The sequence below is a fragment of the Flavobacterium artemisiae genome (assembly GCF_042678225.1).
Taxonomy (GTDB): Bacteria; Bacteroidota; Bacteroidia; order Flavobacteriales; family Flavobacteriaceae; genus Flavobacterium; species Flavobacterium artemisiae.
In genome coordinates this window covers 293,900-316,741 of record NZ_JBHUDZ010000009.1, presented here as the reverse complement: position 1 = coordinate 316,741, position 22,842 = coordinate 293,900, and the positions used below count along the sequence as shown (strand labels likewise).

15 protein-coding genes are annotated in these 22,842 nt (G+C 32.7%); 5 read left to right on the top strand and 10 right to left on the bottom strand.

Going from position 1 to position 22,842, the window contains the following annotated elements; translation table 11 throughout:
• Nucleotides 1-40: 40 nt before the first annotated feature.
• From ACFSC2_RS10485 to ACFSC2_RS10465, 5 genes are all read right to left on the bottom strand, one after another.
• On the bottom strand, nt 41-2,311 hold the full coding sequence (locus ACFSC2_RS10485) for a hypothetical protein (protein ID WP_379814028.1): 2,271 nt from the start codon (nt 2,309-2,311) through the stop codon (nt 41-43).
• Entirely contained in the window at nt 2,271-3,341 is a 1,071-nt protein-coding gene (locus ACFSC2_RS10480; RefSeq protein WP_379814029.1) for a hypothetical protein, read from the bottom strand. Before ACFSC2_RS10480 ends, ACFSC2_RS10485 begins: the two co-directional genes overlap by 41 nt.
• 133 nt (nt 3,342-3,474) lie before the next feature.
• Nucleotides 3,475-5,826: a hypothetical protein gene (locus ACFSC2_RS10475; protein ID WP_379814030.1), complete on the bottom strand. Its 2,352-nt coding sequence runs from the start codon at nt 5,824-5,826 to the stop codon at nt 3,475-3,477.
• The gene (locus tag ACFSC2_RS10470; protein WP_379814031.1) at nt 5,786-6,739 is read right to left on the bottom strand and encodes a hypothetical protein; all 954 of its coding nucleotides are present in this window, start codon (nt 6,737-6,739) and stop codon (nt 5,786-5,788) included. The genes ACFSC2_RS10475 and ACFSC2_RS10470 overlap by 41 nt, the downstream gene beginning before the upstream one ends.
• 235 nt (nt 6,740-6,974) lie before the next feature.
• Nucleotides 6,975-9,611: a valine--tRNA ligase gene (locus tag ACFSC2_RS10465; protein ID WP_379814032.1), complete on the bottom strand. Its 2,637-nt coding sequence runs from the start codon at nt 9,609-9,611 to the stop codon at nt 6,975-6,977.
• Between the two features lie 276 nt (nt 9,612-9,887).
• Here ACFSC2_RS10465 and ACFSC2_RS10460 point away from each other — a divergent pair, with 276 nt between their 5' ends.
• On the top strand, nt 9,888-10,268 hold the full coding sequence (locus tag ACFSC2_RS10460; protein WP_379814033.1) for a DUF1573 domain-containing protein: 381 nt from the start codon (nt 9,888-9,890) through the stop codon (nt 10,266-10,268).
• A gap of 103 nt (nt 10,269-10,371) precedes the next feature.
• On the opposite strand, the gene ACFSC2_RS10455 is transcribed toward ACFSC2_RS10460, so the two are convergent.
• From ACFSC2_RS10455 to ACFSC2_RS10435, 5 genes are all read right to left on the bottom strand, one after another.
• Nucleotides 10,372-10,854, bottom strand: coding sequence for a hypothetical protein (locus ACFSC2_RS10455; RefSeq protein ID WP_379814034.1), 483 nt, complete (start codon nt 10,852-10,854; stop codon nt 10,372-10,374).
• 107 nt (nt 10,855-10,961) lie between these two features.
• Nucleotides 10,962-13,091, bottom strand: a complete 2,130-nt coding sequence (locus ACFSC2_RS10450) for an OmpA family protein (protein ID WP_379814035.1) — start codon at nt 13,089-13,091, stop codon at nt 10,962-10,964.
• 10 nt (nt 13,092-13,101) lie between these two features.
• Nucleotides 13,102-14,037 carry a PorP/SprF family type IX secretion system membrane protein gene (locus ACFSC2_RS10445; protein WP_379814036.1) on the bottom strand — a complete coding sequence of 312 codons (936 nt, stop codon included), beginning with the start codon at nt 14,035-14,037 and terminating at the stop codon, nt 13,102-13,104.
• Between the two features lie 34 nt (nt 14,038-14,071).
• The gene (locus ACFSC2_RS10440; protein WP_379814038.1) at nt 14,072-16,705 is read right to left on the bottom strand and encodes a gliding motility-associated C-terminal domain-containing protein; all 2,634 of its coding nucleotides are present in this window, start codon (nt 16,703-16,705) and stop codon (nt 14,072-14,074) included.
• A 137-nt stretch (nt 16,706-16,842) separates the two neighbouring features.
• Complete coding sequence (locus ACFSC2_RS10435; RefSeq protein WP_379818632.1) at nt 16,843-18,057, bottom strand: PDZ domain-containing protein; 1,215 nt, start codon at nt 18,055-18,057, stop codon at nt 16,843-16,845.
• A gap of 234 nt (nt 18,058-18,291) precedes the next feature.
• Here ACFSC2_RS10435 and ACFSC2_RS10430 point away from each other — a divergent pair, with 234 nt between their 5' ends.
• The 4 genes from ACFSC2_RS10430 to cysS all read left to right on the top strand — a co-directional run bounded on the left by ACFSC2_RS10430 (nt 18,292) and on the right by cysS (nt 22,823).
• A complete protein-coding gene (locus tag ACFSC2_RS10430; RefSeq protein WP_379814040.1) occupies nt 18,292-19,488 on the top strand; it encodes a pyridoxal phosphate-dependent aminotransferase in 1,197 nt (398 codons plus the stop codon).
• A 136-nt stretch (nt 19,489-19,624) separates the two neighbouring features.
• The gene (locus tag ACFSC2_RS10425; protein WP_379814042.1) at nt 19,625-20,377 is read left to right on the top strand and encodes a hypothetical protein; all 753 of its coding nucleotides are present in this window, start codon (nt 19,625-19,627) and stop codon (nt 20,375-20,377) included.
• A 154-nt stretch (nt 20,378-20,531) separates the two neighbouring features.
• A complete protein-coding gene (gene folE, locus ACFSC2_RS10420) occupies nt 20,532-21,203 on the top strand; it encodes a GTP cyclohydrolase I FolE (RefSeq protein WP_379814043.1) in 672 nt (223 codons plus the stop codon).
• A gap of 141 nt (nt 21,204-21,344) precedes the next feature.
• The gene (cysS, locus tag ACFSC2_RS10415; RefSeq protein WP_379814044.1) at nt 21,345-22,823 is read left to right on the top strand and encodes a cysteine--tRNA ligase; all 1,479 of its coding nucleotides are present in this window, start codon (nt 21,345-21,347) and stop codon (nt 22,821-22,823) included.
• Nucleotides 22,824-22,842: the final 19 nt, after the last annotated feature.

Genomic DNA, 22,842 nt, shown 5'->3' with positions numbered 1-22,842 from the left:
AAAGAATCCCGCTAATTTGATAGTATTAGCGGGATTCTTTTTATCTAAGTTTAAAATAGTTTTCTAAATTTTCACAGCCTGATAAATCGGAGCTGTATTCTGGAAATTCTTTTTTAACCCTTAATGAATTCGAATATTCATTCTCTTCTGCATAATCCATCATACGCAGACACAATGCTTTAAACTTATCTGTTTTTGCATTTTGAAATGCAAGCTTGTAATTGTCCACAGCTTTCAGTTTATTTCGATACTCAATTTCATCTATATAAGATTCTGTTCCGTTATTACTATCGTAATAAGTAGTGCTGGAATAACGGCGCATCATCCAGGAATTTCCGTAATCAGACATATTATAATAACAGTTTGCAATTAAAAAGTAATAATACGCCTTATCTGTAGTTGATGTTTTTTTCGCCAAATTGATATACTTAATTAAATGTTCTGTTACAGAAAGTTTGTTAACCAAGTAGTTATCTTTATGTTTTATAAATGATTTTGTATGTTTAAAATCGTAAAACGGGTTTTGATCAAAAGAATAATTATCACCATATTCTCCCCTTTCCCATGCGTTGTAATTATCATCCCAATACTTCTTATCTAAACTTCTAAAGATTTTTAATGCATTACTTAATTGATCTTCTCTAATATACTTTGTTCCCAGTAAATCTTTTAAATAATCTTTGTCTTTAGATAATTGCGAATAAATATTTTTTTGAAACTCAGACAGATCCTCATTGTCTATTCTATTCACGATTTTTTGCAAATCTTTAGCCGCATAAACAAAATCTACGTAATCGAAATAACGATAAAATTCTGCTAGATTTCCTGATGTTTTAATGCGGTTGCCCTGCCATTCCACATCATCTGGATTATACTCTTCATATAAAGTTCCTTCAATTAATGACATCAAAGCCAATCCATCTATAATATTTCCTTTAAATTCTAGTTCTCTCCCTAATGCAAAAATAAAACGTTCATCATTTTTGTATTTTAAAATAATAGATTGAATTTGAGGTTTTATAACCGCTTTTCCATTCTCCTGATCGGCAGTTATGCAAAGTGCTTTTATTTTTTCTAATTCTTCATTGACTTTTTCAGATGGATGCTGCTTTTTAAACAAAGCAATATTGTTTAAACAATCGTTGTAATGTCTCGTAATAAACTCCAGATTTATTTGTACCGCTTTCCAAACTGCCACATCTTTTATTGCATTGATTTTGGCCGCATTTATAAAATCTAATACTTCTTGCGCATAAAGTCTATCCGTTTCAGATCTGTTTCTTAATGTCTCTGTTGTAACTTTAATTTTATCATTTTGCCAAGTATCTTCTAACTCGACCGATGGCGTGTAATTAGTATAATAAGGCGTATAAACCCAATCTTCAATTTTACTCAATTCGCGCAAAAGCAGAAAACCAAGAATTTCAGATTTTGGATTGTTTTTATAAATCTCTTTAAGATAATCTAAGTTTTTGTCTTTTTTCTGCATTGAGGCATAGGCATAAATATTTGCAATTTCCTCTTTAGTTTTAGCTTGTTTTAAGACTTCCTCTATTTTAAATTTTTCATGAAAGAAATAATAACTTGCATATCTCTTTTCTGGAGAATTAGCCATTAAAGAGGCAACATCAACCATAAAAGCCGGATTTTTTTCGGTAAAAGTGTAAAAAAACAAACTCCAATAATAGAGATAATCTTTTTTTCTGCCTTTAAAATTAGCTTCAAAAACCTCTTCAATCAAATTTGTATTACCAGAATAATAAGCAAGACGTATGGTTAAAAATGCATATTTCCTTTTGAAATATAGATTCTTTTCTGCGTTTGTAATCTTTACTATTTTAGTTAATAATTGACTTCTTCTCTCGTTGTTTTCATTTTCATTTCTTTCCCAAGCATCATCAGTATCATTCGTAAGTTCACAGCCTTTGGCAATTTTCAAGTAATTAATCGCTTCTGTTTTATTATTGGCATACAAATATTTAATAAACTCATTTTCACTTTTTGAATTAATATCTGTATAACTCAATCTAAAATTGAAATCTTCTATATCTTCTATCGAAACCTTTTTATCCGTATAATTATACCAATCCAAAATATTGGCATCAATTATTTTGTAGGCATTTGGATCCCTGTCATAATCATATCCCCATAAATCGGCATTATAATAAAATGCTTTAAACGCAGCATATTTAAAATACTCTGGTTTACAAAGAGAATATCTTACATCTTCACCAGATGGTGAATAACCACAAGCCAGAATTCTGCTAAAACTATTTACTAAAAGAGCTGTAAAAACTAGAAACTTCTTCATGATTATATTTTTTAAAAGTGCTGTTGTCTAAGTGAAATAATGAAATTGTTGTAGTATTATCAAATTCGATATTTTGTTTTATTATCGAAATAGCCTCACTAATTGTTTTTGCATCTACTTCTTCGCATTTTAGCTGATCTCCCTTTTTTAGATAAGTTTCGTATTCATACGTATAATCTTTTGTTATTTCATACCACATCGGTTTAGTTTGCTGGGCAAATTCGCTTATATCTGCCGAATTAAAATTAACGAGTCCCGCAAAACGATTATTATGATACCAAAGTGTCCAGTAAAAAACAGGCAGTGCCACATCTAAATGAACTGGATAGCTTCTTTTTTTATTTAAATACGATTTTAATTCGTCAATATCTAGAATGGAGTTTTTCTCTTTTTTTGATAATGGTTTAATCAAATTATAACACATCAGCATCGCTTTATCTACTGGCGGAACTCCCATGATTTCTGGATATTTATACGGATAAAGACGCAGCGTACAACTGATTTCTTTTTTTGACAATTCCTTGATTTTCTTCAGCAGATAAAAATATTTATCTTTTGTAGACTTTGTCCAATCACAGTCAATTTGAATTTCAGTGTAATTAAATACTACTTTTTTATCATCTTTATCATTGTTGGAATAGTCATTTTCGAAGTGATATTTTTCAACCAAAAAGGTAATATTATCTGCCAATTTATCCAGCGATTTTTCGTCATTAAACTGAAAGATTTCATTTTTGATAAAAATCGTCGGCACAATTGTAACTGAATCTAAATCTCGAAAAGTGTACAATGACGGGCTGTTTTTTTGATATGGAAAATTCCCCATCGATTCATTATAATCGACTTCAAATAGTTTGTAGTACAATTTCTTGACATTTAACTTATTCATTTCTTTTGCAGTTCCGTCATCCAGATAAGAACTGCTTTTCCAGTAATAAAATGCTCTTTCAACATTTGTAACTTTATTTTCTTTTTTTGAACATGCCAAAAAGAACGAGGAAATTAAAACAAGTAAAATGATCTTTTTCATTGTAATTTGATTGTTAAATTAAGATGTAAAAACTTACCAAACATATATCTTTTCAAAATATAAAAAATAGGTCTTTAGATTTTTTTGAACTAAAAATTTGGAATTTAAACTGGTCTAACTGTTTTCTGTCTTCTTATCTCCTAGCTTGAAAATATGCTGCATAATTTTCACAACCAGAAGACAGCATGGCATAATCATCAGCATAATTTGATTTTAAATCCTGATAATATTTGTTTTTATTCCACAAAAAAGTATCGTAGTTTTCAATAGTTTCATTGGTCTCATAATCATATTCAGGGTATTTATGTCTCAATTTATTTAATTCGCATTTACCCATCATTCGCAGGCACAAAGCCTTAAATTTTTGCGTTTTGGCATTCTTAAAAGCAAAACCGTAATATTTCTTAGCCAGATTACATTCGTAAAACTCATCATTATCGATTACGGGATAATCTTGGAAATCGTTAGTAAAACCATAACGCCTCATTACTTTCAGACTTCCGTAAAAAGTCATGTTGTAATAGCAATTTGCAATTAGAAAATTATAATAATCTTTATTCTTTTCTTTAGGATCTTTTGCTCTTTCTAAATACGAAATCAATCTTTTGGTAAAAACATATTTATTTATACTTAAATAATTTTTCTGAGAAACAAATTCAGGCGTATAGGCTAAAGCAAAAAAGGGATCTTTTACTGAATATCCGTCTCCACAAGACTCCTTTTCCCATAAACAGTCATAAGTCCTGATTACCGATTGTCTTTTGTCTTCATCCGAATCTAAATCAAAGTAAGACAACGCTTTATACAGTTTATTTATTCGAATATATTTTGTTCCGATAAGATCATAAAGGTGTGGTATTTCTTTTTTAATTAAACTATATTTCCATAACGAAAATTCGTCTGATTTTTTTTCATTCTGCTTTGTATTTTCAATAATATCTTCAACTTGTTCTGGCGTATAAACCATATTGATATAATCAAAATAATCGTCAAAATAATCAGCGTAATAATGTTTTTTGTTTTTAGAAGTTTTCCAAAATGCCTCATTGTCATAACGAGAATTGGAAACTTCAGTTAATTTTGAGTACAACAAAGCTGCATCTGTAAAATTGCCTTTATATTCTAATTCTCTTCCGATAGCAAATACAAATTTCTTATCATTTTCATTTTTAAGGAGAATTGGTTTTACAGCATCCAAAACAAAAGCTTTTCCAGTTTGCTGATTTGCAGTCAATGCCATGGCTTTTATAATTTCCATTTGATTAGAATGAAGAGAATCTTTTTTGGAGAAATTTTGCTCTAGTTTCGAAATCTCATTCAAACAATTTTTATTATCCTTTGTTACAAAATACAAATACGCTTTACTCATTTTCCATAAAAGCGGATTATCTCGTTTTTTAAAATTAATCGTATTTATAAACGAAAGTACTTCTCCAGCATACATTCGATCTCTTTCTACACGTTTTAAAATAGTTGCAGTAGAACTTTTTTCAGACTCATCATAAGATGTGAGTGAAGGACTAAAAAGAGAATAATAAGGCGTAAAAACCCAATCTTCGATTTTATTGATTTCACGCAATAACAAAAAAGATAATCCATCACTTTTCGGATTGTATTTGTAAACCTGCTTTAAATAATACAAAGACTGATCTGTTCTTTTTATTCCAGCAAGCAAATAAATATTGGCTTTTTCTTGATTGTTTCTAGCATGACGCAACACTGATTCTAACGGAACTTTAGTATCAAATGAAAATGAAGCCATAAAACGTTTGTCTGGCGCATTTACAAAAATCTGTGCCGCGTAATAGTTGACTAATGCTTTGTCTTTTTCTGCAAACATTCTGAAATACAGACTCCAATACTTTAAAAAAGAAGTCTTTTGTGGCGATTTGAAGACATCATCATATAATTTTATTATCGTTGCAAAATCTTTATTATAATAAGACGATCGAATGGCCAAAAAGGTGTAACGGTATCTTAATTCTTTATCAGAAACTTTATTAGAAAGCAAAACAGCTTCATTGATAAGCTTTGTTCGCTCAGGCCTCAATTTTACAACATTGTGTTCCCAGGAATTATCATCAAATTCATTGTAGATTTCGCATTTTTTTGCAAATTTCAAATAGTCAATTGCTTCTGCATTTTTTGTTTTATACAAATGACGCAGCATTTCGTTATTGCTTTTTTCTGTAATGTCCTTCAAATTAAATCCATACAACACTTCTCTAACCGCTTCTATAGAAACTTTATTTTTGCAATACTGCAACCAATGATTTTCGTTAGAATTGATTCTATCCGTTTCGCTGGCTGGTTTTTCGTTTACACTAAAGGAATAAGTAGAATAATAAAAATCGGAATACGAATAAAGGTTAAAAATTGACGGATTAAAAAATGAAAAACGAATGTCTTCGCCTGTTGGATAAAAACCGCAGGCAAAAATGACGTTACTTGCTAAAATTAGTATAGAAACCAGAAAGCTCTTCATTGGTGTAATTTCTTAATTGTTCTTCGTCTAAGTGAAATAAGGTAACCATTGTGTAATCATCTAAAGCGACATTTTCTTTGATAATTTCTATCGCTTCATTAATTTTCTCGGGGGTTATTCTTTCGTATTTTATCTTATCTCCCACTCTTAGATAAAAATTGTCATGAACCAAATCTTGAGTTACTTCATACCACAATGGTTTTATCTGTTTCAGCGAAATAGAAATGTTTTCATGTCCGCTATAAAGAACTGTAGTAAATTTATTGTTTTGATACACCTGCATCCAAGAATAAATGGGCAGTGCAATATCCAGATGCAAAGGATATTTGCTTTTTTTATTGAGATAAAGTTTTAATTCATTTAAATCTAAAATCGAATTTTTGGCCTTATTCTCTAACGGATTTATAAGATTATAACACATTAAAGTAGCTTTGTCTACAGGTGGAACTCCCATTTTCTCAGGATATTTATAAGGATATAATCGTAAAGTACAGCTTATGTCTTTTTTAGAAACCTGTTTCAGTTTTTTCAAAAAATAGAAATAATTGTCTTTTGTTTTTAAAGTCCAGTCACAATCCATTTGAAATTCTGTCACAGGATTTTTCTCAAATCGTTCTTGAGTGTACTTATTAATTAAAAAATTAACGTTGTACACGAGTGAGTCTAAAGCCTTTTTATCATTAACCTTAAAAACTTCATTCTTTATAAAAACGGTCGGCACAATAGCAATACTGTCTTCTCCGTAAGGGTGCAATGTCGATTTTGAAATCGGAAAATCTCCAAATTCATCATTATGATCAACCTCAAAAAACTTAACGTGTAATTTTCTAATTTTCAAATCTTTAATTACCGCATTTTCTCTTTCTGTAAAATCCCAACTATTGCTTTTCCAGTAATAAAAAGATTTTTCCACATATTCAATTTTATTCGAACATGACAAAAAGAGGCATAAAATGAGAGCCGAAAGGAAGATATTTTTCATTAAAATGACAGAGATTATATTGCGTAAAACCGTATTAAAATTATATTATTTTAAAATACAAAATCACATTTGCCTCAACTATTTTTTTAGCTAAAATCAGGGCATAAAAAAAACCTAACAGGTTTTAAAAACCTGTTAGGTTTGGTATATAATTACCTTAAAAATATTATTTCAAACCTGCCAAACTTTGCTCAATTGTAGCAATTTTTGCGAGAGCATCGGCTTCTTTTTGTTTTTCGTTTGCCAATACTTTTTCTGGCGCACCTGCAACAAATTTCTCGTTTGATAGTTTTGCCTGTACCGATTTTAAAAATCCTTGAATATAAACTAATTCGGCATTAAGCTTTTCTATTTCGGCTGCAACATCAATATTTCCTCCAGAAATCGGGATAAAATATTCATTAGATTTTACACGGAAAGACAATGCTCCATCTACTTTTTCAGACACATATTCAAATGCAGAAATGTTTCCTAGTTTTGTTATAACAGAATCAAAATAAGTAGAAAAACTTTCGCTGTTTATGGCTTTCAATTCGATGCTGTCTTTCATCGCAATATTTTTTTCTTTACGAATCGTTCTGATTCCAGAAATTACCTCAACTGTATTTTCAAAATCAGTAATTAGTTTCGCATCAAATGATTTTAATTCTGGCCAAGTCGAAACAATTAAAGCTTCTTCTGGTGTTCTTTCTGCAAGTAAATGCCAGATTTCTTCTGTCAAGAAAGGCATAAACGGATGAAGCAGTTTTAGATTGCTTTCTAAAATTTCGATTGCTTTGTCAAACGTTTTTTTGTCAATCGGCTGTTGATATGCAGGTTTAATCATTTCAAGGAATAAAGAGCAGAAATCATCCCAAACCAACTTATAAATAGCCATTAATGAATCTGAAATTCTGTATTTCTCAAAATTATCTTCAATATCTGCTAATGATTGTTGAAATTTATTCTCAAACCATTCGATTGCCACTTTTGATGATTCTGGTTGCGAAATAGTTTCAGAAACTTCCCATCCTTTTATCAATCGCAGCGCATTCCAAATTTTAGTTGAAAATGCTTTTCCTTGACTGCATAATTCTTCATCAAACATAATATCGTTTCCTGCAGAAGCACTTAAAAGTAATCCTACACGAACACCGTCTGCACTGAATTTCTCGATCAAATCTAAAGGATCAGGAGAATTTCCTAATGATTTAGACATTTTACGACGTTGTTTATCACGAACTAATCCCGTTAAATATACATTAGTAAATGGTTTTTCACCCGCATATTCGTAACCTGCAATGATCATTCTCGCTACCCAGAAAAATAAAATATCCGGACCTGTTACTAAGTCGTTTGTTGGATAATAATATTTGTAATCTGGACTTTCTGGATCCATAATACCACCAAAAACAGACATTGGCCATAACCAAGACGAAAACCAAGTATCTAAGGCATCAACATCTTGAGTAAGGTTAGAAGTTGTAAGTTCTGGATTATTCGTTTTTTCTTTAGCTAAAGCTAACGCCTCTTCGATATTTTCAGCAACTACGAAATCCTCTTTTCCATCTCCGTAATAATATGCTGGAATTTGTTGTCCCCACCATAACTGGCGAGAAATATTCCAATCGCGAATATTGTTTAACCAATGCGCATACGTATTTTCAAAACGTTTTGGATGCAATTTAATATCTCCAGTTTGTAAAACTGATTTAATGGCTGGTTTTACCAAATCATCCATTTTCAAAAACCATTGGTCTGATAATCTTGGTTCGATTACCGCTTTGGTTCTTTCAGAAGTTCCTACTTTATTTAAGTGTATTTCTGTTTTTGCTAAAGCACCAATTTCTTCAAGTTCTTTTTCAATTTCTTTACGAACTACAAAACGGTCTTTTCCTTGATAGTGTAATCCGAAGGTGTTTAAAGTTGCATCTTCATTAAAAATATCAACGATTTCAAGATTGTGTTTTTCACCCAAAGTTTTATCGTTCATATCGTGAGCAGGTGTTACTTTCAGACATCCTGTTCCGAATTCTACATCTACATATTCGTCTTCGATAATCGGAATAACTCTGCCACAGATTGGAACGATCGCTTTTTTACCTTTCAAATGTGTAAAACGCTCATCGTTCGGGTTGATACAGATCGCAGTATCTCCGAAGATAGTTTCAGGACGTGTTGTTGCAATAGTCAAGAAATCTTCAGAACCTTCGATTTTATATTTTAAGAAAAATAATTTTCCTTGTTGTTCTTCATAAATTACTTCTTCATCAGATAAAGTAGTTTTTGCTTCCGGATCCCAGTTTACCATTTTATAGCCACGGTAAATTAATCCTTTGTTGTATAAATCTACAAACGATTTAATTACAGATGCAGACATATCTGGATCCATTGTAAATTTAGTACGTTCCCAATCGCAAGACGCACCTAATTTCTTAAGCTGCTCTAAGATAGTTCCGCCGTACTTATCGGTCCATTCCCAAGCGTGTTTTAGGAATTCTTCGCGAGTTAAATCATTTTTATTGATTCCTTCTGCTTTTAATTTCGCTACAACTTTTGCCTCAGTAGCAATAGATGCGTGATCCGTTCCCGGAACCCAGCAAGCGTTGAATCCTTTTAGACGCGCTCTACGAATTAAAACATCTTGAATCGTATTATTCAACATATGCCCCATATGAAGGACTCCAGTGACGTTTGGCGGCGGAATTACAATAGTATAAGGTGTTCTATGATCTGGTTCTGAATGAAAATAATTATTTTTCATCCAATACTCATACCATTTACTCTCAATCGTCTTAGCGTCAAATTGTGCTGGAATTGTCATTTAATAGGTTGTTTTAATCGTTGATTTTTTTAATTGTTTAATCTTTCTAAATTGCCGGTTTTAATTGTTTTTCTATTATAATGTCATTATTGCTGAAACTCAAAATAGGATTTAAACAAAATAACGATTAAACAGTTAAACAAAAAATTGGTTCAATTTTTGTAATTATAACTCACAGCAAAAGTAAATAATTAAGTACACTATAAAAAGCGAATTAATAATTTGTGTGTTAATTAAAAGAATGTATATTTACTTACAACTTAAAATCAATTTCAGATGAAAAATGCAGCCTCTTTTATTGCAGTCTTATTGTTTAGTGCAATGAGTTATGCTCAAAATGGCCCAAAGATTGAATTTGCAGCCCCAGACAATACAATCGATTATGGAAAGATTTCTAAAACTGATAATGGCCTACGTACGTTTGAGTTTACTAATACAGGCGACGCACCGCTGTTAATTATAGGTGCAGAATCTACCGTAAGTTCTATTGTAGTAACCAAACCTTCAGCAGCAATTTTGCCTGGTAAAAAAGGTAAAATTGATGTAAAATACAACATGGCAGCTGGACCAATTCGTAAAACAATTACGGTTGAAACCAATGCTGTTAATTATCCAGACGGAAGGGTTGCTCTTAAAATCAAAGGCGAAGTTCTTTAAAAACTAAATTATAAAAACATTAAAAAGCCGTTTCTAATTCAGAAACGGCTTTTCTATTTTCTTTATTCTATTCTCTATATTCTATTTTCTATTTTCTTAATCTCTATTTACATTCTGTTTCATCAAACTTATACTTTACATTTTCAAAGTCAATTGGTTTGTCTTTTACTAAATAAGTAACTCCCATTGTGGTCTGCATGGTTCCGTTTCCTAAAATCAGCTGTTTGTCTTTTTTAAGCAGCGCCATCGGATTTTTGAAAGTTTTGTTTTTGTCTGTTGGTGCATTTGTCGTAAAAGTGTAATCTACAAACAAAGTATCGCCGTGAAACTCTCCTGAAACTTCTCCTGTTCTTACGGTTGACGGAGCGACTTTCATAGTCAGATCACCGCTTAATTTACCACTTTTAAGTGTGTTTAATTTCAAGTCAATCGTGTCCTTTTCATAAACCGCTTTGTAGCACTGCGTTCCTACAACAGTTTCGGCATCGGCTTTTGCTGCGGCCGCTTCTTTTTGTTTTTCTTCATTTTTACAGCTTTGCAAACCAATACAGGTCAAAAGCAGACATGATAAGGCTAGATTTCTCATAATTCAATATTTTTTTAATCGTTTTGTATGTTATAAAAATAAATAAAAAGTTTTCTATAAGAAAGGCTTTTCGTCAAAAAATACGACATAAAATTGAAATTAAACCCTTATAAATTCTTAATCACAAACTCCGATCTTCTATTCAATTCGTGTTCTTCTTCGGAGCAGGCATCATCGGTTTTGCATTTTACGATCGGTATAGATTCTCCATAACCTTTTGCAGTTACTCTTTTTGCATTTATACCCGATTGAATAATAAATTCTCGCGTCGAATTGGCTCTTTTTTGAGAAAGATCTTCGTTAAATTTTGCGTTACCACGCGAGTCTGTATGCGATCCTATTTCGATTTCCATTTCTGGATATTTCTTCATTAAATCGACCACTCTTCCTAAAACGACTTTAGATTCTTTACGAATGTACCACATGTTGTAATCAAAATAAATCGGATCTGTTTTAATGATTAAACGATCTTTATCTCTTACAACATCTTTTTCTCTCTCTAAAATCTCTTTAACTTTTTCCTTCTTTTTAATTTCAGCAGCGACAACGGCAGCTTCTTTGGCTTGTTTCTCTTTTTGCTTTAATTCAATAGCCACCAAAGCTTCTTTTTTCTTGTTTTCTTCTTCTAAAATTAGTTCTTGCTTTCTTTTCTTTTCTGCAATTTCTTTTTCTTCTAATTTAATTGCTTCTAAAGATTTTAAAGCCAGAGAGCCATCATTTATCTTGTCTCGAGTTTTATCTAAAGTAAAGGATTTAGATTCGTTTGTATAATTTTCTTTGAAAGCAGAAATCTTATATGAAGCTTCACAGAGCACTCTAAAACTAAATTTTCCGTCTTCTTCTGTTGTTGTTGTAAACAATGTTTTTTTATCTGAATCCTGTAAAATAACCGTTGCATTTTCTAATGGCAATTTAGTCACAGCATCAGAAATTATTCCTTCAATCAGCTGTTTACAATCTTCTACAACTAAATCTTTGATTTCTTTAAATTGATAAATATCGTCACCGCCTTTTCCTCCTTCTCTATTCGAAGCAAAAAAACCTTCTTTTGTTGAAGCATCAATATTAAAAGCAAAATCATCTGAATTTGAATTTAACGGAAGTCCGATATTTACAGGTTCGCTATAATCATTCCCATTAATTTCAGATACAAAAACATCAAGCGATCCATAACCCAAATGACCGTCTGACGAAAAATAAAGTTTGTTGTCTGAAGAGGCAAACGGAAATTGTTCACGTTTTGAGGTATTAATTTTTGGACCCAAATTCTTGGGTGTATCAAAAGCACCTTTATTAATGTTTACCGAATAAAGGTCAAACAAACCGTATCCCCCAGGCATATCAGACGCGAAATACAGTATTTTTTCGTCGGCACTCAAAGCGGGATGTTCTACAGAATAATTAGGACTGTTGAATGGAAGTGCTGTGACATTTTTCCATTTTCCATCTATTAATTCGGCTTTAAAGATTTGAAGATTCGAGATTTTTTGATCGTTCTTTTTCTTTCTTCCGTTTTTTGAATTGTTTCGGGTAAAATAGATTGTTTTTCCGTCTTTTGTAAAAACGGCATTCGATTCGTGCATTCCCGTTTTGAGTTCTTTTGCAAAATAATGCACGACAGAATCTGCGGTATTAATATTCTTTAGCGGAAGCGAAACCAAATTCAAATACGTTTCATTATCCCATTTAAACTTTTTATCAAATAATCCTGGCTTGAGTTTTACGCCTGCAAAAACCAAATTTTCATTGTATTTCACAGCTCCGAATTCAGAATTGGGCGTGTTTATTGCTAAGTTTTTAATCTCAAAACGTTTTCCGATAGCGCTTACATTCTCTAAAGTTTTTAATTCTTTTTCAAAATTTAAAACAGCTTCAGCATCTGCAGATTGTGTATAATATTCTCTTAAAGCGACGTTAGCATCTTCTGGGCTGTTCGTAGCTTTTAGAGTCTGTGCATATCTAAAATAGTATTCTCGGTCTAATCCGTTATTATAGTTTTTGATTAATAGACGATAATACCGCTGTGCTTTGACCAAATTGTTGGTGTAATAATAAGAATCCGCCAGATTTTTAATGACTTCTTGCGAAGGTTTTTCTTCTGCTAATCTTTCGTACAAAACAATGGCTTCACTGTAATACGTTTTATCAAAAAATCGTTTTGCTCTCGCCAAATCCTGATTTTGAGAATATATAAGTTGTATTGAAAATACGAATATAATAACGAGTAGTTTTTTCATATTTTTCATTTTAGAAGAATCTTGGAGATTTATCGAATCCTTTTCCTAACAAATCCAAATCAAAGAGCAGCATAATTTCGTGTGTTCCCGAGTTAAATTGTCCCAGATTTGTCAGCGTATAATCGTAGGCGTATCCTACTCTAAGTGTTGGCGTAATATTTATATTGGTCAAAAAACTAACGGCATCACCAACTCTGTAAGCAGCTCCAAATTCAAATTTATTATTGTACAAAACATTTGCTGTAACGTCTAATGTAATAGGCGCACCTTTTACAAATTTGGACATAAAAGCCGGTTTTACTTTCCACATATCGGTTACTTGAAAAACATAACCCGCAGTTAAAAAGGTATGAATAGCTTCTTCTCCAAAAGCATTTACTCCCGATTTTTCTTCAATAAATTTAGATTTCAATAAGTTCGGAGCCGATAGTCCAACATACAAATTGTCTCTAAAATAATAGGCGCCAACTCCAATATTCGATTTTGTTGAATTAATATTTTGAGCAAAAGCCATATCGGTTGAGGCATCTCCGCTCTGTAATACAAATCCATTAAAATTGGTCTGCATGGTTGAGAAACCTGCTTTTAAACCTAACGAAAGACGATTTTGACCGCCTAACTTTAATACATAAGCAAAGTCTGCATTAAAATTGGTTTCTTTTTTGGCCCCGTCACCAATATCGTCAGACTGTAAAGAAAGTCCCACTTCTACTTTTTCTGTAATAGCACTGTGACCGAAAAAAGAAAAAGTTTTTGGCGCTCCTACTGCCCCAACCCATTGTGTTCTGTACATTCCTCCAAAATTCATCATGGCGGGCATTCCTGTGGCATACGCAGGATTCACAACACTCATATTATACATATAATATGTGTATTCTGGATCTTGCTGCGCCGATGCAGGAAGTATATAAAGTAGAAAAAGGATAAAAAATATTATTTTTTTCATTTGAAAATGATGTTTTTATGAGATGAAAAAGCAATTATCGGTTTAAATAAAGACGCCCTTGTTTAGGAGGTTTGTTGTCTTTATTAAAATGAATAACATAGAAATAAACTCCATTTGGAGCTATTCCGCCATTAATGCCTTTTGCTTCATAGTTTATTCCGTCCCAGCCAGGTTTGTCTTTTCCTCCTTCATACATTCTGTTTCCGTATCTATTAAAAATTTCTATGCTATAATCCGGATATAAAAAATCAATATCGGGAATTACAAACACATCGTTTACGCCATCCCCGTTAGGAGAAAATCCGTCGGGAATAAAAAACGGATATTCTGGTGCGTTACAATCTTTAAGTGTTACTGTCACAGAGAGATTTTCATTTGAAAAACAACCAGTCGCATTCGAAAAATCAAATCCATAATACGTCATTTTATCAATTAAAAGTGCTGTCGAAGGAATCAAGTTTCCTCCATTTGGTGCATCGTACCAAACTACCGTTGAAGGCGAATTTGTATTGTTTGATAAATTTAAAATAGTCGGATTGTCTAAGCCGCAGAAATTTTGTCCGTCATCTTTTAAAGTCGGGGCGTCTGGATCGTTTATCGTTACTGAAATCATCGATGCCGGCGATACACAACCAGCAGCAGAAGTTTCTTTGAGATAATAATTTTCAGATTTTAAAAGATAATTGTTTGCCAAAGGCGTTGTCGCAGTTTCAGAAATGTACCATTTGTATTGAGTGCCTTTGGGTTCTAAATCTGCAATAGTAGGATCATCTGCCTTACAAAATGGCTGATTTAATGCCACTGGCGCCGGCGGAATCGGATTTATTATAAAAGGATCTGAAACATTCGTAACATTTACATCGCAATTGGTAGTATTATTTTTGAGATTTGTAACTATTATAGTTGATGTTCCTGTATTTGGAATTAAACCAGACGGAATTACAAAAGCTGCATTTCCATTCGTATTTGTCAAAACGACTGTTTGAACAGATGCCGTATTTGCACCAGAAATTTCATAAGACAAGGTAACTTCTGGCAGATTATTAAGTCCAGAAACTGTGGCTCTAACCAATTCTCCAAAACAAACATTTGCAACCTGAATTTGTAATGAATTAACAGGAGGCAAAGGATTAACGAGAATCTCTCCTTTAAGATTTGCACTATTTACACATTGCGAAACGACATGCGTAATAGCCGTTATAGTTATAGTGGAAGTACCGCTTCTGGAATTTAAAATTTCTGGAATTGTAAAATTGGCAATACCGCCAACGACTGTTAATCGAGACACTTGAGAATTAGCTGTATTGGCTCCCGAAATATTATATACGATATCATAATCGCCATCGGCCAGTTTTATTGCATTAGTGATTTGCACCAAAGCATCTTGATTTTGACATACAGTTGCAGGAGTCATTACAGCTCCTGAAAGATCCGGCAACGGATAAATAATTAATTCATCTGTCAAATTGTTTACAATATTTCGACAAGCATTAACACTGTTTACAGCAGCAATACCTAAAACAGTTACTCTAAATCGACCAACTGTTTGAAAATATTCTGGTTTTATAGGAAACAATAAGACTCCGTTTGTAAAATTGGCAAGAACAGTTTCTGTAGCTGCACGTGGACCGCTCACACTGAAAGTAACATAATACTGCCCATTCGGTATTGCCGCTGGACCTTTTATTATAGTGGCCGAATAATTTGCTGTTGTTATTTCTGATTCGCAGATATCTGAATTTACCTCAAGTATTGCTCCTGTAAAATCTAATTTTCTTTCTAATCGTATTCGTACCGTGGTTCGTGCAGTAGTACAAATTGGATTATTTGACGGAACTTCATACGTAAAATTATAAGTTCCTTCTCCATATGTATTATATATTTTTTCTAGGTTTATGTTGTGATCTCCTGTAAAAGTAAGTTCTCCCGTTCCTGAATTATCTCTCCAGACACCTCCTAAATCATAATTTGAGATTCTACTAAAAAGATCTAAATTATTATAAGCCGTTAATCCGTCTGTGGCACACAAATTTAAATGGCTGGGATCTCCTGATTCTGGAGCTCTAAAAATCCTTACAACTGCTGTTGAAGACATTGCAGGACAAGTGCCGATTGCCGGCATTGTATAAGTAAATTGATAAATGCCTTCGAGATTCTCTACATAAACAGTTGATCCCGAAATATATTGATTAGTTGTATCATTATGCCAGATACCATTGGATTGCGGACTGATATAATTTCCGTTAAAAGGCTGAAAAAGATTATAATAAACAACGTCACTGCAAACAGAAACGTTTGGCGAAGTAACTCCGGAATAACCGCCAATAGTTACAGAAACTGTAGAAGTATTATCTGTACAACCTGCAGAACCCGTAACGGTATAAGTGTAACGAAAAATATTACTTTGTCTAATTGCTTGTGCATTTAGAATTCCTGTGGTGCTGTTCAAACCGCCGGAGCCGTCAACATCGGTCCAGACACCACCAGCAACAGGTGATCCTCCCAAAAGAGAAAATAAATTGATTGCCTGACTGCTCGGATTCGGAATATCGCAGACAGTAAAACTCGCATCATCACCAGCACATTGCGAATGAAGAGCGAAAGGAAAAATTAAGAAAAAAACAAAAAACGAATAGTACTGTAAGATTTTATTGTAGTTTTTCTTCATGGACTAAATTTTTACATAAACTTAATAAAATATCTGTCCAAATGCATGAATTTTTTCACAAAAAAACACCTTAAAGTCTAAAAAAATAAACAATCGCTGTGTTTACTACAAAAACAAAAGCACTAACTAACAATCGATTACAATTCGTCTTGTAATTTAAATCTGAATTTTAGTATCAAACTATTTCGTTCGACTTCCAAAGTGATATAAACATCGTCTTCAGATTTCAACATTTGATTGATTTGCTGCAGCGAATATCTGTATGGACGTTCTCGATTAATACTCACAATCATGTCTCCGGGTTTTAAACCGCATTTTTCGGCGGCAGAGTTTTTTCGAATGTTTACAATCTCATAAACTGGTTTTAATGCAAATTTATATTTGAAATTGTTATTATCTTTTTCATTGTAAGCAGCATCGCTCAACGAATTTGCAACTTGAACAGTTTCCATCCTAACCGTTTCCTGTACCCACTGTAAACCATTGTGTTGTATGGTTATACCGCTTTTGTTATAAGTAAAAGGTTCGCCATAATGACTATTTTTACGGAGATAAAGTGTTTTTCCAGCGTAATCCAAAACCAATGTAAACCGCTTTAAAACCTCCCCTCCTACTGATCCTAGACGTCCTGGAACCATCTTAACATTGCGAATAGAACTAGAATCTGGAAAAGCCACGATTGGTTTTTTAAAATCAAATTCACCAATAGAAAATTTACTGATTTTAGCACGATGTCCTTCAATATCACCACTAAAACCTTTTCCTAGAAAATCAGGAAAATTCTTTTTTGGAAGTTTAATTTTATCGTTTTCAAAAATCCAAAAAGCATCACTGTTACCAATATCAATTAATAATTTTGCAGGAAGGCTAACAGAATCGACAACTGCTGTTGAAGTAATATAAGGTTTTGATCTTTCGATGGTGATCGGAACGGCTTTAAATTTTTTTTCCAATTTCTTTCTAAAAGCCTCCGTATCGGCATGAACAGTTATTTTTTTCTTTTGATAATTGACTTCTACCAGATTGTTTCGAAAAAATTTATGACCGACGATTCCGTTTACCGGAATTCCGATATGAGAAGACAAATTAAAACTTTGATCTAAAATAATGTAAACCAAATGCCCCATTGATTTTAATCCATGAGTTTCTAAAATATTGTTGGTTGATTTAAGTCCTTCTACTTCTTCTTCGCTTCCCAAACCTCTTAAACGGATTTTCTCTACGTTATTAAAAGTTACCTCTTGTTTTTCTTCCATACTAAACAAAATTGTTTCTTCTACACCAGAATCTAAAAGAAAATTAAGCTCAACGCCATTGACTTTTATAGGAATAAAAACAAGGTTGTTTATCATTTTAAAAGGGATTACAACTTTAGAATGCTTCTTTTCCATCATAAAATCGCCTTGCGAAAAAAGCAAAAAAGGTAAGAATAACCCAAAAAACAAGAGTATATATTTTTTCATTGACAATATTTTATTATAAAATTAGTAAATATATTTATTATTGTTACATTTCTCTAAGTACTCATATTGTTTTCGTTAAATTCGAAAAAAAAATGCAAATTTGCACCTCAATAATTTATACTCATGCCAACAATTTCACTCAAAGGCAAAAACATGCCTGAATCACCGATACGCAAGCTGGCACCTTTTGCAGATTTAGCAAAGCAAAAGGGACACAAGGTGTATCACTTAAACATTGGTCAACCGGATATCAAGACACCGGAAGTGGCCATCGAGGCGGTAAAAAATATTGATTTGAGTATTATAGAATACAGTCCGTCTGCCGGATATGAAAGCTATAGAAAAAAATTAGCTCATTTTTACCAGCGCCAAAATGTAAATGTTAACACAGAAGACATCATTGTAACTACTGGTGGCTCTGAAGCCTTACTTTTTGCACTGGCCACAATTACAGATCCTGGAGACGAAATCATTATCCCGGAACCTTTTTATGCTAATTACCATGCGTTTGCTTCTTCTACAAGTGCCACTGTTGTACCTTTAGTTTCGACTATTGAAACTGCTTTTGCATTGCCAAGCATTGATGAAGTTGAAAAACTAATAACACCAAAAACCAAAGCCATTTTGATTTGCAACCCTGGAAATCCAACTGGTTATTTATATTCTGAAGCCGAGATTAAACAATTGGCTTCTTTAATTAAAAAACACGATTTATACTTAATCGCTGACGAAGTTTATCGTGAATTTCTATATGACGGAGATGATGTGCATTTTTCTGTAATGAATTTAGAAGATGTACAGCAAAATGTTATTATGGTTGATTCTGTTTCTAAGCGTTACAGTATGTGCGGTGCACGAATTGGCTGTTTAGTTACTAAAAACAAAGAGGTTTTAGCAACTGTAATGAAATTTGCTCAAGCACGTTTGAGTCCGCCGACAATTGAACAAATTGCGTGCGAAGCTGCTATTGATACACCTCAAAGTTATTTTGACGAAGTAATTGGAGAATACAAAGAAAGACGTGATACTTTGATTGCCGAATTAAATAAAATTGACGGAGTTATCGTTACAAAACCAAAAGGTGCTTTTTATTGTATTGCAGAACTTCCAATAGAAGATTCTGACGATTTTGCACAATGGCTTTTAGAAAGTTATAACCTTAACGGAGAAACAGTAATGATCGCACCAGCAAAAGGATTTTATTCGACTCCAGGAATGGGATTGAATCAGGTTCGTATTGCGTATGTTTTGAATAAAAAAGATTTAATTACTGCCGTAAATATTTTAAAAGAAGCTCTTTTAGTTTATAACAAAAGATAAAAATTAACTGAATTATTCTAAAATCTGTTTCAACTTATTTGTTGAAACAGATTTTTTTTATGCTTTGTATTTGCAAAACAATCTTGATATCAAATTAGTTCTTAGTAATTTAGCAGTAGTTTTAAAGACTTCTGACATGAAAAAAATAATTGCGATATCATGTTTCTTTATTATTTCCACATCTGCTAATAATAAAATAAGCAGCGATGTAAAGAATATCTTTAAAATCGAATATGTTTTTCTTCAAAAAAACGAAAACATAGAATATTATCGAAAAGAAATAAACCGTGCTTTTTCATTATTAAAAAAGAAAAAGAAATTTATAGACTTAGAGCTCCTCCAAAACGAAAAAGCACAAATTTTATCTATTGCTTTTCCAGAAATCCTTCGTTACAATTCTTACTCAGATTATCTGGAAACCTCTTCTAACAGAATCTTATATGTCAATAAAGGAAAAGAAGCATCTGATTTTTCAACAGGTTATTTTCAGATGAAGCCTTCATTTTTAGAAGATTTAGAGAATTATGTTGCTGCGACCGAAAGTTTAAAAGACTATCAATGGATTATTATTTCCAAAAAAAATGAAAAGGAAACACGAAAAGAAAGAATAAATCGTCTAGGGGATTTTCGCTGGCAATTGCGGTATTTAAAAGTATTTTGGTTTGTCTCTGAATATAAATATCAAAATATGAATTTTAAAACAACACAGGACAAAATCAGATTTTATGCCACTGCCTATAATTACGGCTTTACAAAGCCTGAAAGCGAAATAACAAAATACCAATTTCTACAAAAATTTCATCCTGGACAAAATACAGATGCCCTCAAATTTGCCTTTGCAGATTTTTCAATTGATTTTTTAAAGACCTACTCTATTTTTTTTAATTAATAACATCAACAAACAAAACTTCAGCAAAAAGGTGTTAATTTAAATTATATCCAAAAAGCAGTAATTAAATAGTAAAAACGATAGAAAAGGTTTCCTATTTATTAATTATCTTTACCGCCTTAAAAAGGAATACATATACTAATAGTAGTTTTTAATGATAAACAACGAAGAATTTTTAGACGAAATAGGAGATAATCATTTCAGCAGTAATGCTAAAAATCCTCTTAGAGAAGATGCTTTTGCTTTAACTGATGAAGAAAAAATAGAAAAAATTAAAAAAGATGTCGAAAACATTCTGCAGACTCTAGGAATGGATTTGACAGATGACAGCATAAAAGGTACTCCAAACCGTGTTGCAAAAATGTTTGTAAAAGAAATTTTTGGCGGTCTTAACCCTGCAAAACAGCCAAAAGCTTCCACTTTCGACAACAATTATAAATATGGCGAAATGCTGGTAGAAAAAAACATTACTGTTTATTCTACTTGCGAACACCATTTACTTCCAATTATCGGACGCGCTCACGTTGCTTACATCTCAAGTGGAAGAGTTATCGGTTTATCCAAAATGAACCGTATTGTTGAATATTATGCAAAAAGACCTCAGGTTCAAGAGCGTTTAACGATGCAGATTGTTCAGGAATTGCAAAAAGCTTTAGGTACAGAAGATGTTGCCTGCGTTATTGACGCTAAACACCTTTGCGTAAATTCGCGCGGTATTAAAGATATCGAAAGCAGTACGGTAACGTCTGAATTTGGTGGAAAATTTAAAGAACCGCAAACAAAAAGAGAATTCTTAGATTATATTAAATTAGATACTCAATTTTAAGTTTATTGTTTTTGGTTGATTGTTTATTGTTCTAATGGCAAAAAACAATATTAGTACCATCTGAACTATCTAACTATGCGATATCAAAGAATTAAAACTCAAATAACAACAAACTAAAACATCATACAACAAACATATAATATGCCGTTATATAACACACAATCGCTAAAAATATACAATTCGCTTTCGGGTGAAAAAGAAGATTTCAAACCAATCCATGAAGGAAATGTTGGAATGTATGTTTGCGGACCTACGGTTTACAGTAATGTACACTTAGGAAATGTGAGAACTTTTATGTCTTTTGACGTGATTTTCAGGTATTTTCTGCATTTGGATTATAAAGTACGTTACGTTCGTAATATAACTGACGTTGGACATATTGTGGATGATGTTGATGAAGGCGAAGATAAAATCGCAAAAAAAGCACGTTTGGAGCAATTGGAACCAATGGAGGTTGTACAGCGCTATACGGTTGATTTTCATGATATTTTGAAATCATTCAACTTTTTACCGCCAAGTATTGAACCAACAGCTACGGGTCATATTATTGAACAAATCGAAATCATCAAAAAAATCATTGATACCGGAATTGGTTATGAAGCCAACGGTTCTGTTTATTTTGATGTTGTAAAATATAACGAAACTAAAAATTACGGTATTCTAAGCGGCAGAAATATTGACGATATGCTTGCTAATACTCGTGATCTAGACGGGCAATCTGACAAGAAAAATCCGCAGGATTTTGCACTTTGGAAAAAAGCAGAACCAGAACACATTATGAGATGGCCTTCTCCTTGGAGCGATGGTTTCCCAGGATGGCATTTAGAGTGTACTGCAATGAGCACCAAATATCTTGGAACTCATTTCGACATTCATGGAGGTGGAATGGATTTGAAATTCCCACACCACGAATGTGAAATCGCACAAAACGAAGCTTGCACAGGACAATCTCCGGTAAATTACTGGATGCACGCCAACATGCTTACTTTAAACGGTAAAAAAATGGCAAAATCGACTGGAAATAATATTTTACCAGGCGAGATTCTTAGCGGAGACAACAATATCTTAAGCAAACCATTTTCTGCTTCAGTAACTCGTTTCTTTATGCTTCAGGCTCACTACAGAAGTATTTTAGATTTTTCTGATGATGCCATTGTTGCTGCCGAAAAAGGATATAAAAGGTTAATGGAAGCTGTTGATGCTTTACCAAATCTTACTTCTGGAAATACAAGTTCTATTGATTTTGCATCATGGAAACAACTTTGCTACGATGCCATGAACGACGACTTTAACACGCCAATTTTAATTGCGCAGTTATTTGAAGCCGTTCGTTACATTAATTTACTAAAAGAAGGAAAAGAAACAATATCGCAATCCGATTTAGCAGCATTTAAAACAGCTGTCAATGCATTTGTTTTTGATGTTTTAGGATTAAAAGACGAAAAAGCTGCAGATGTTAATACAGACAAATTAGAAGGCGCTGTAAACATGCTGATTGCAATGAGAAATCAGGCGCGTGCAGATAAAAACTTTGCGCTGTCTGATCAAATTCGTGATCAATTAATTGCACTTGGAATTCAGTTAAAAGACGGAAAAGAAGGAACATCTTTCAGCATCTAATAAATTTGGATGTAACAAA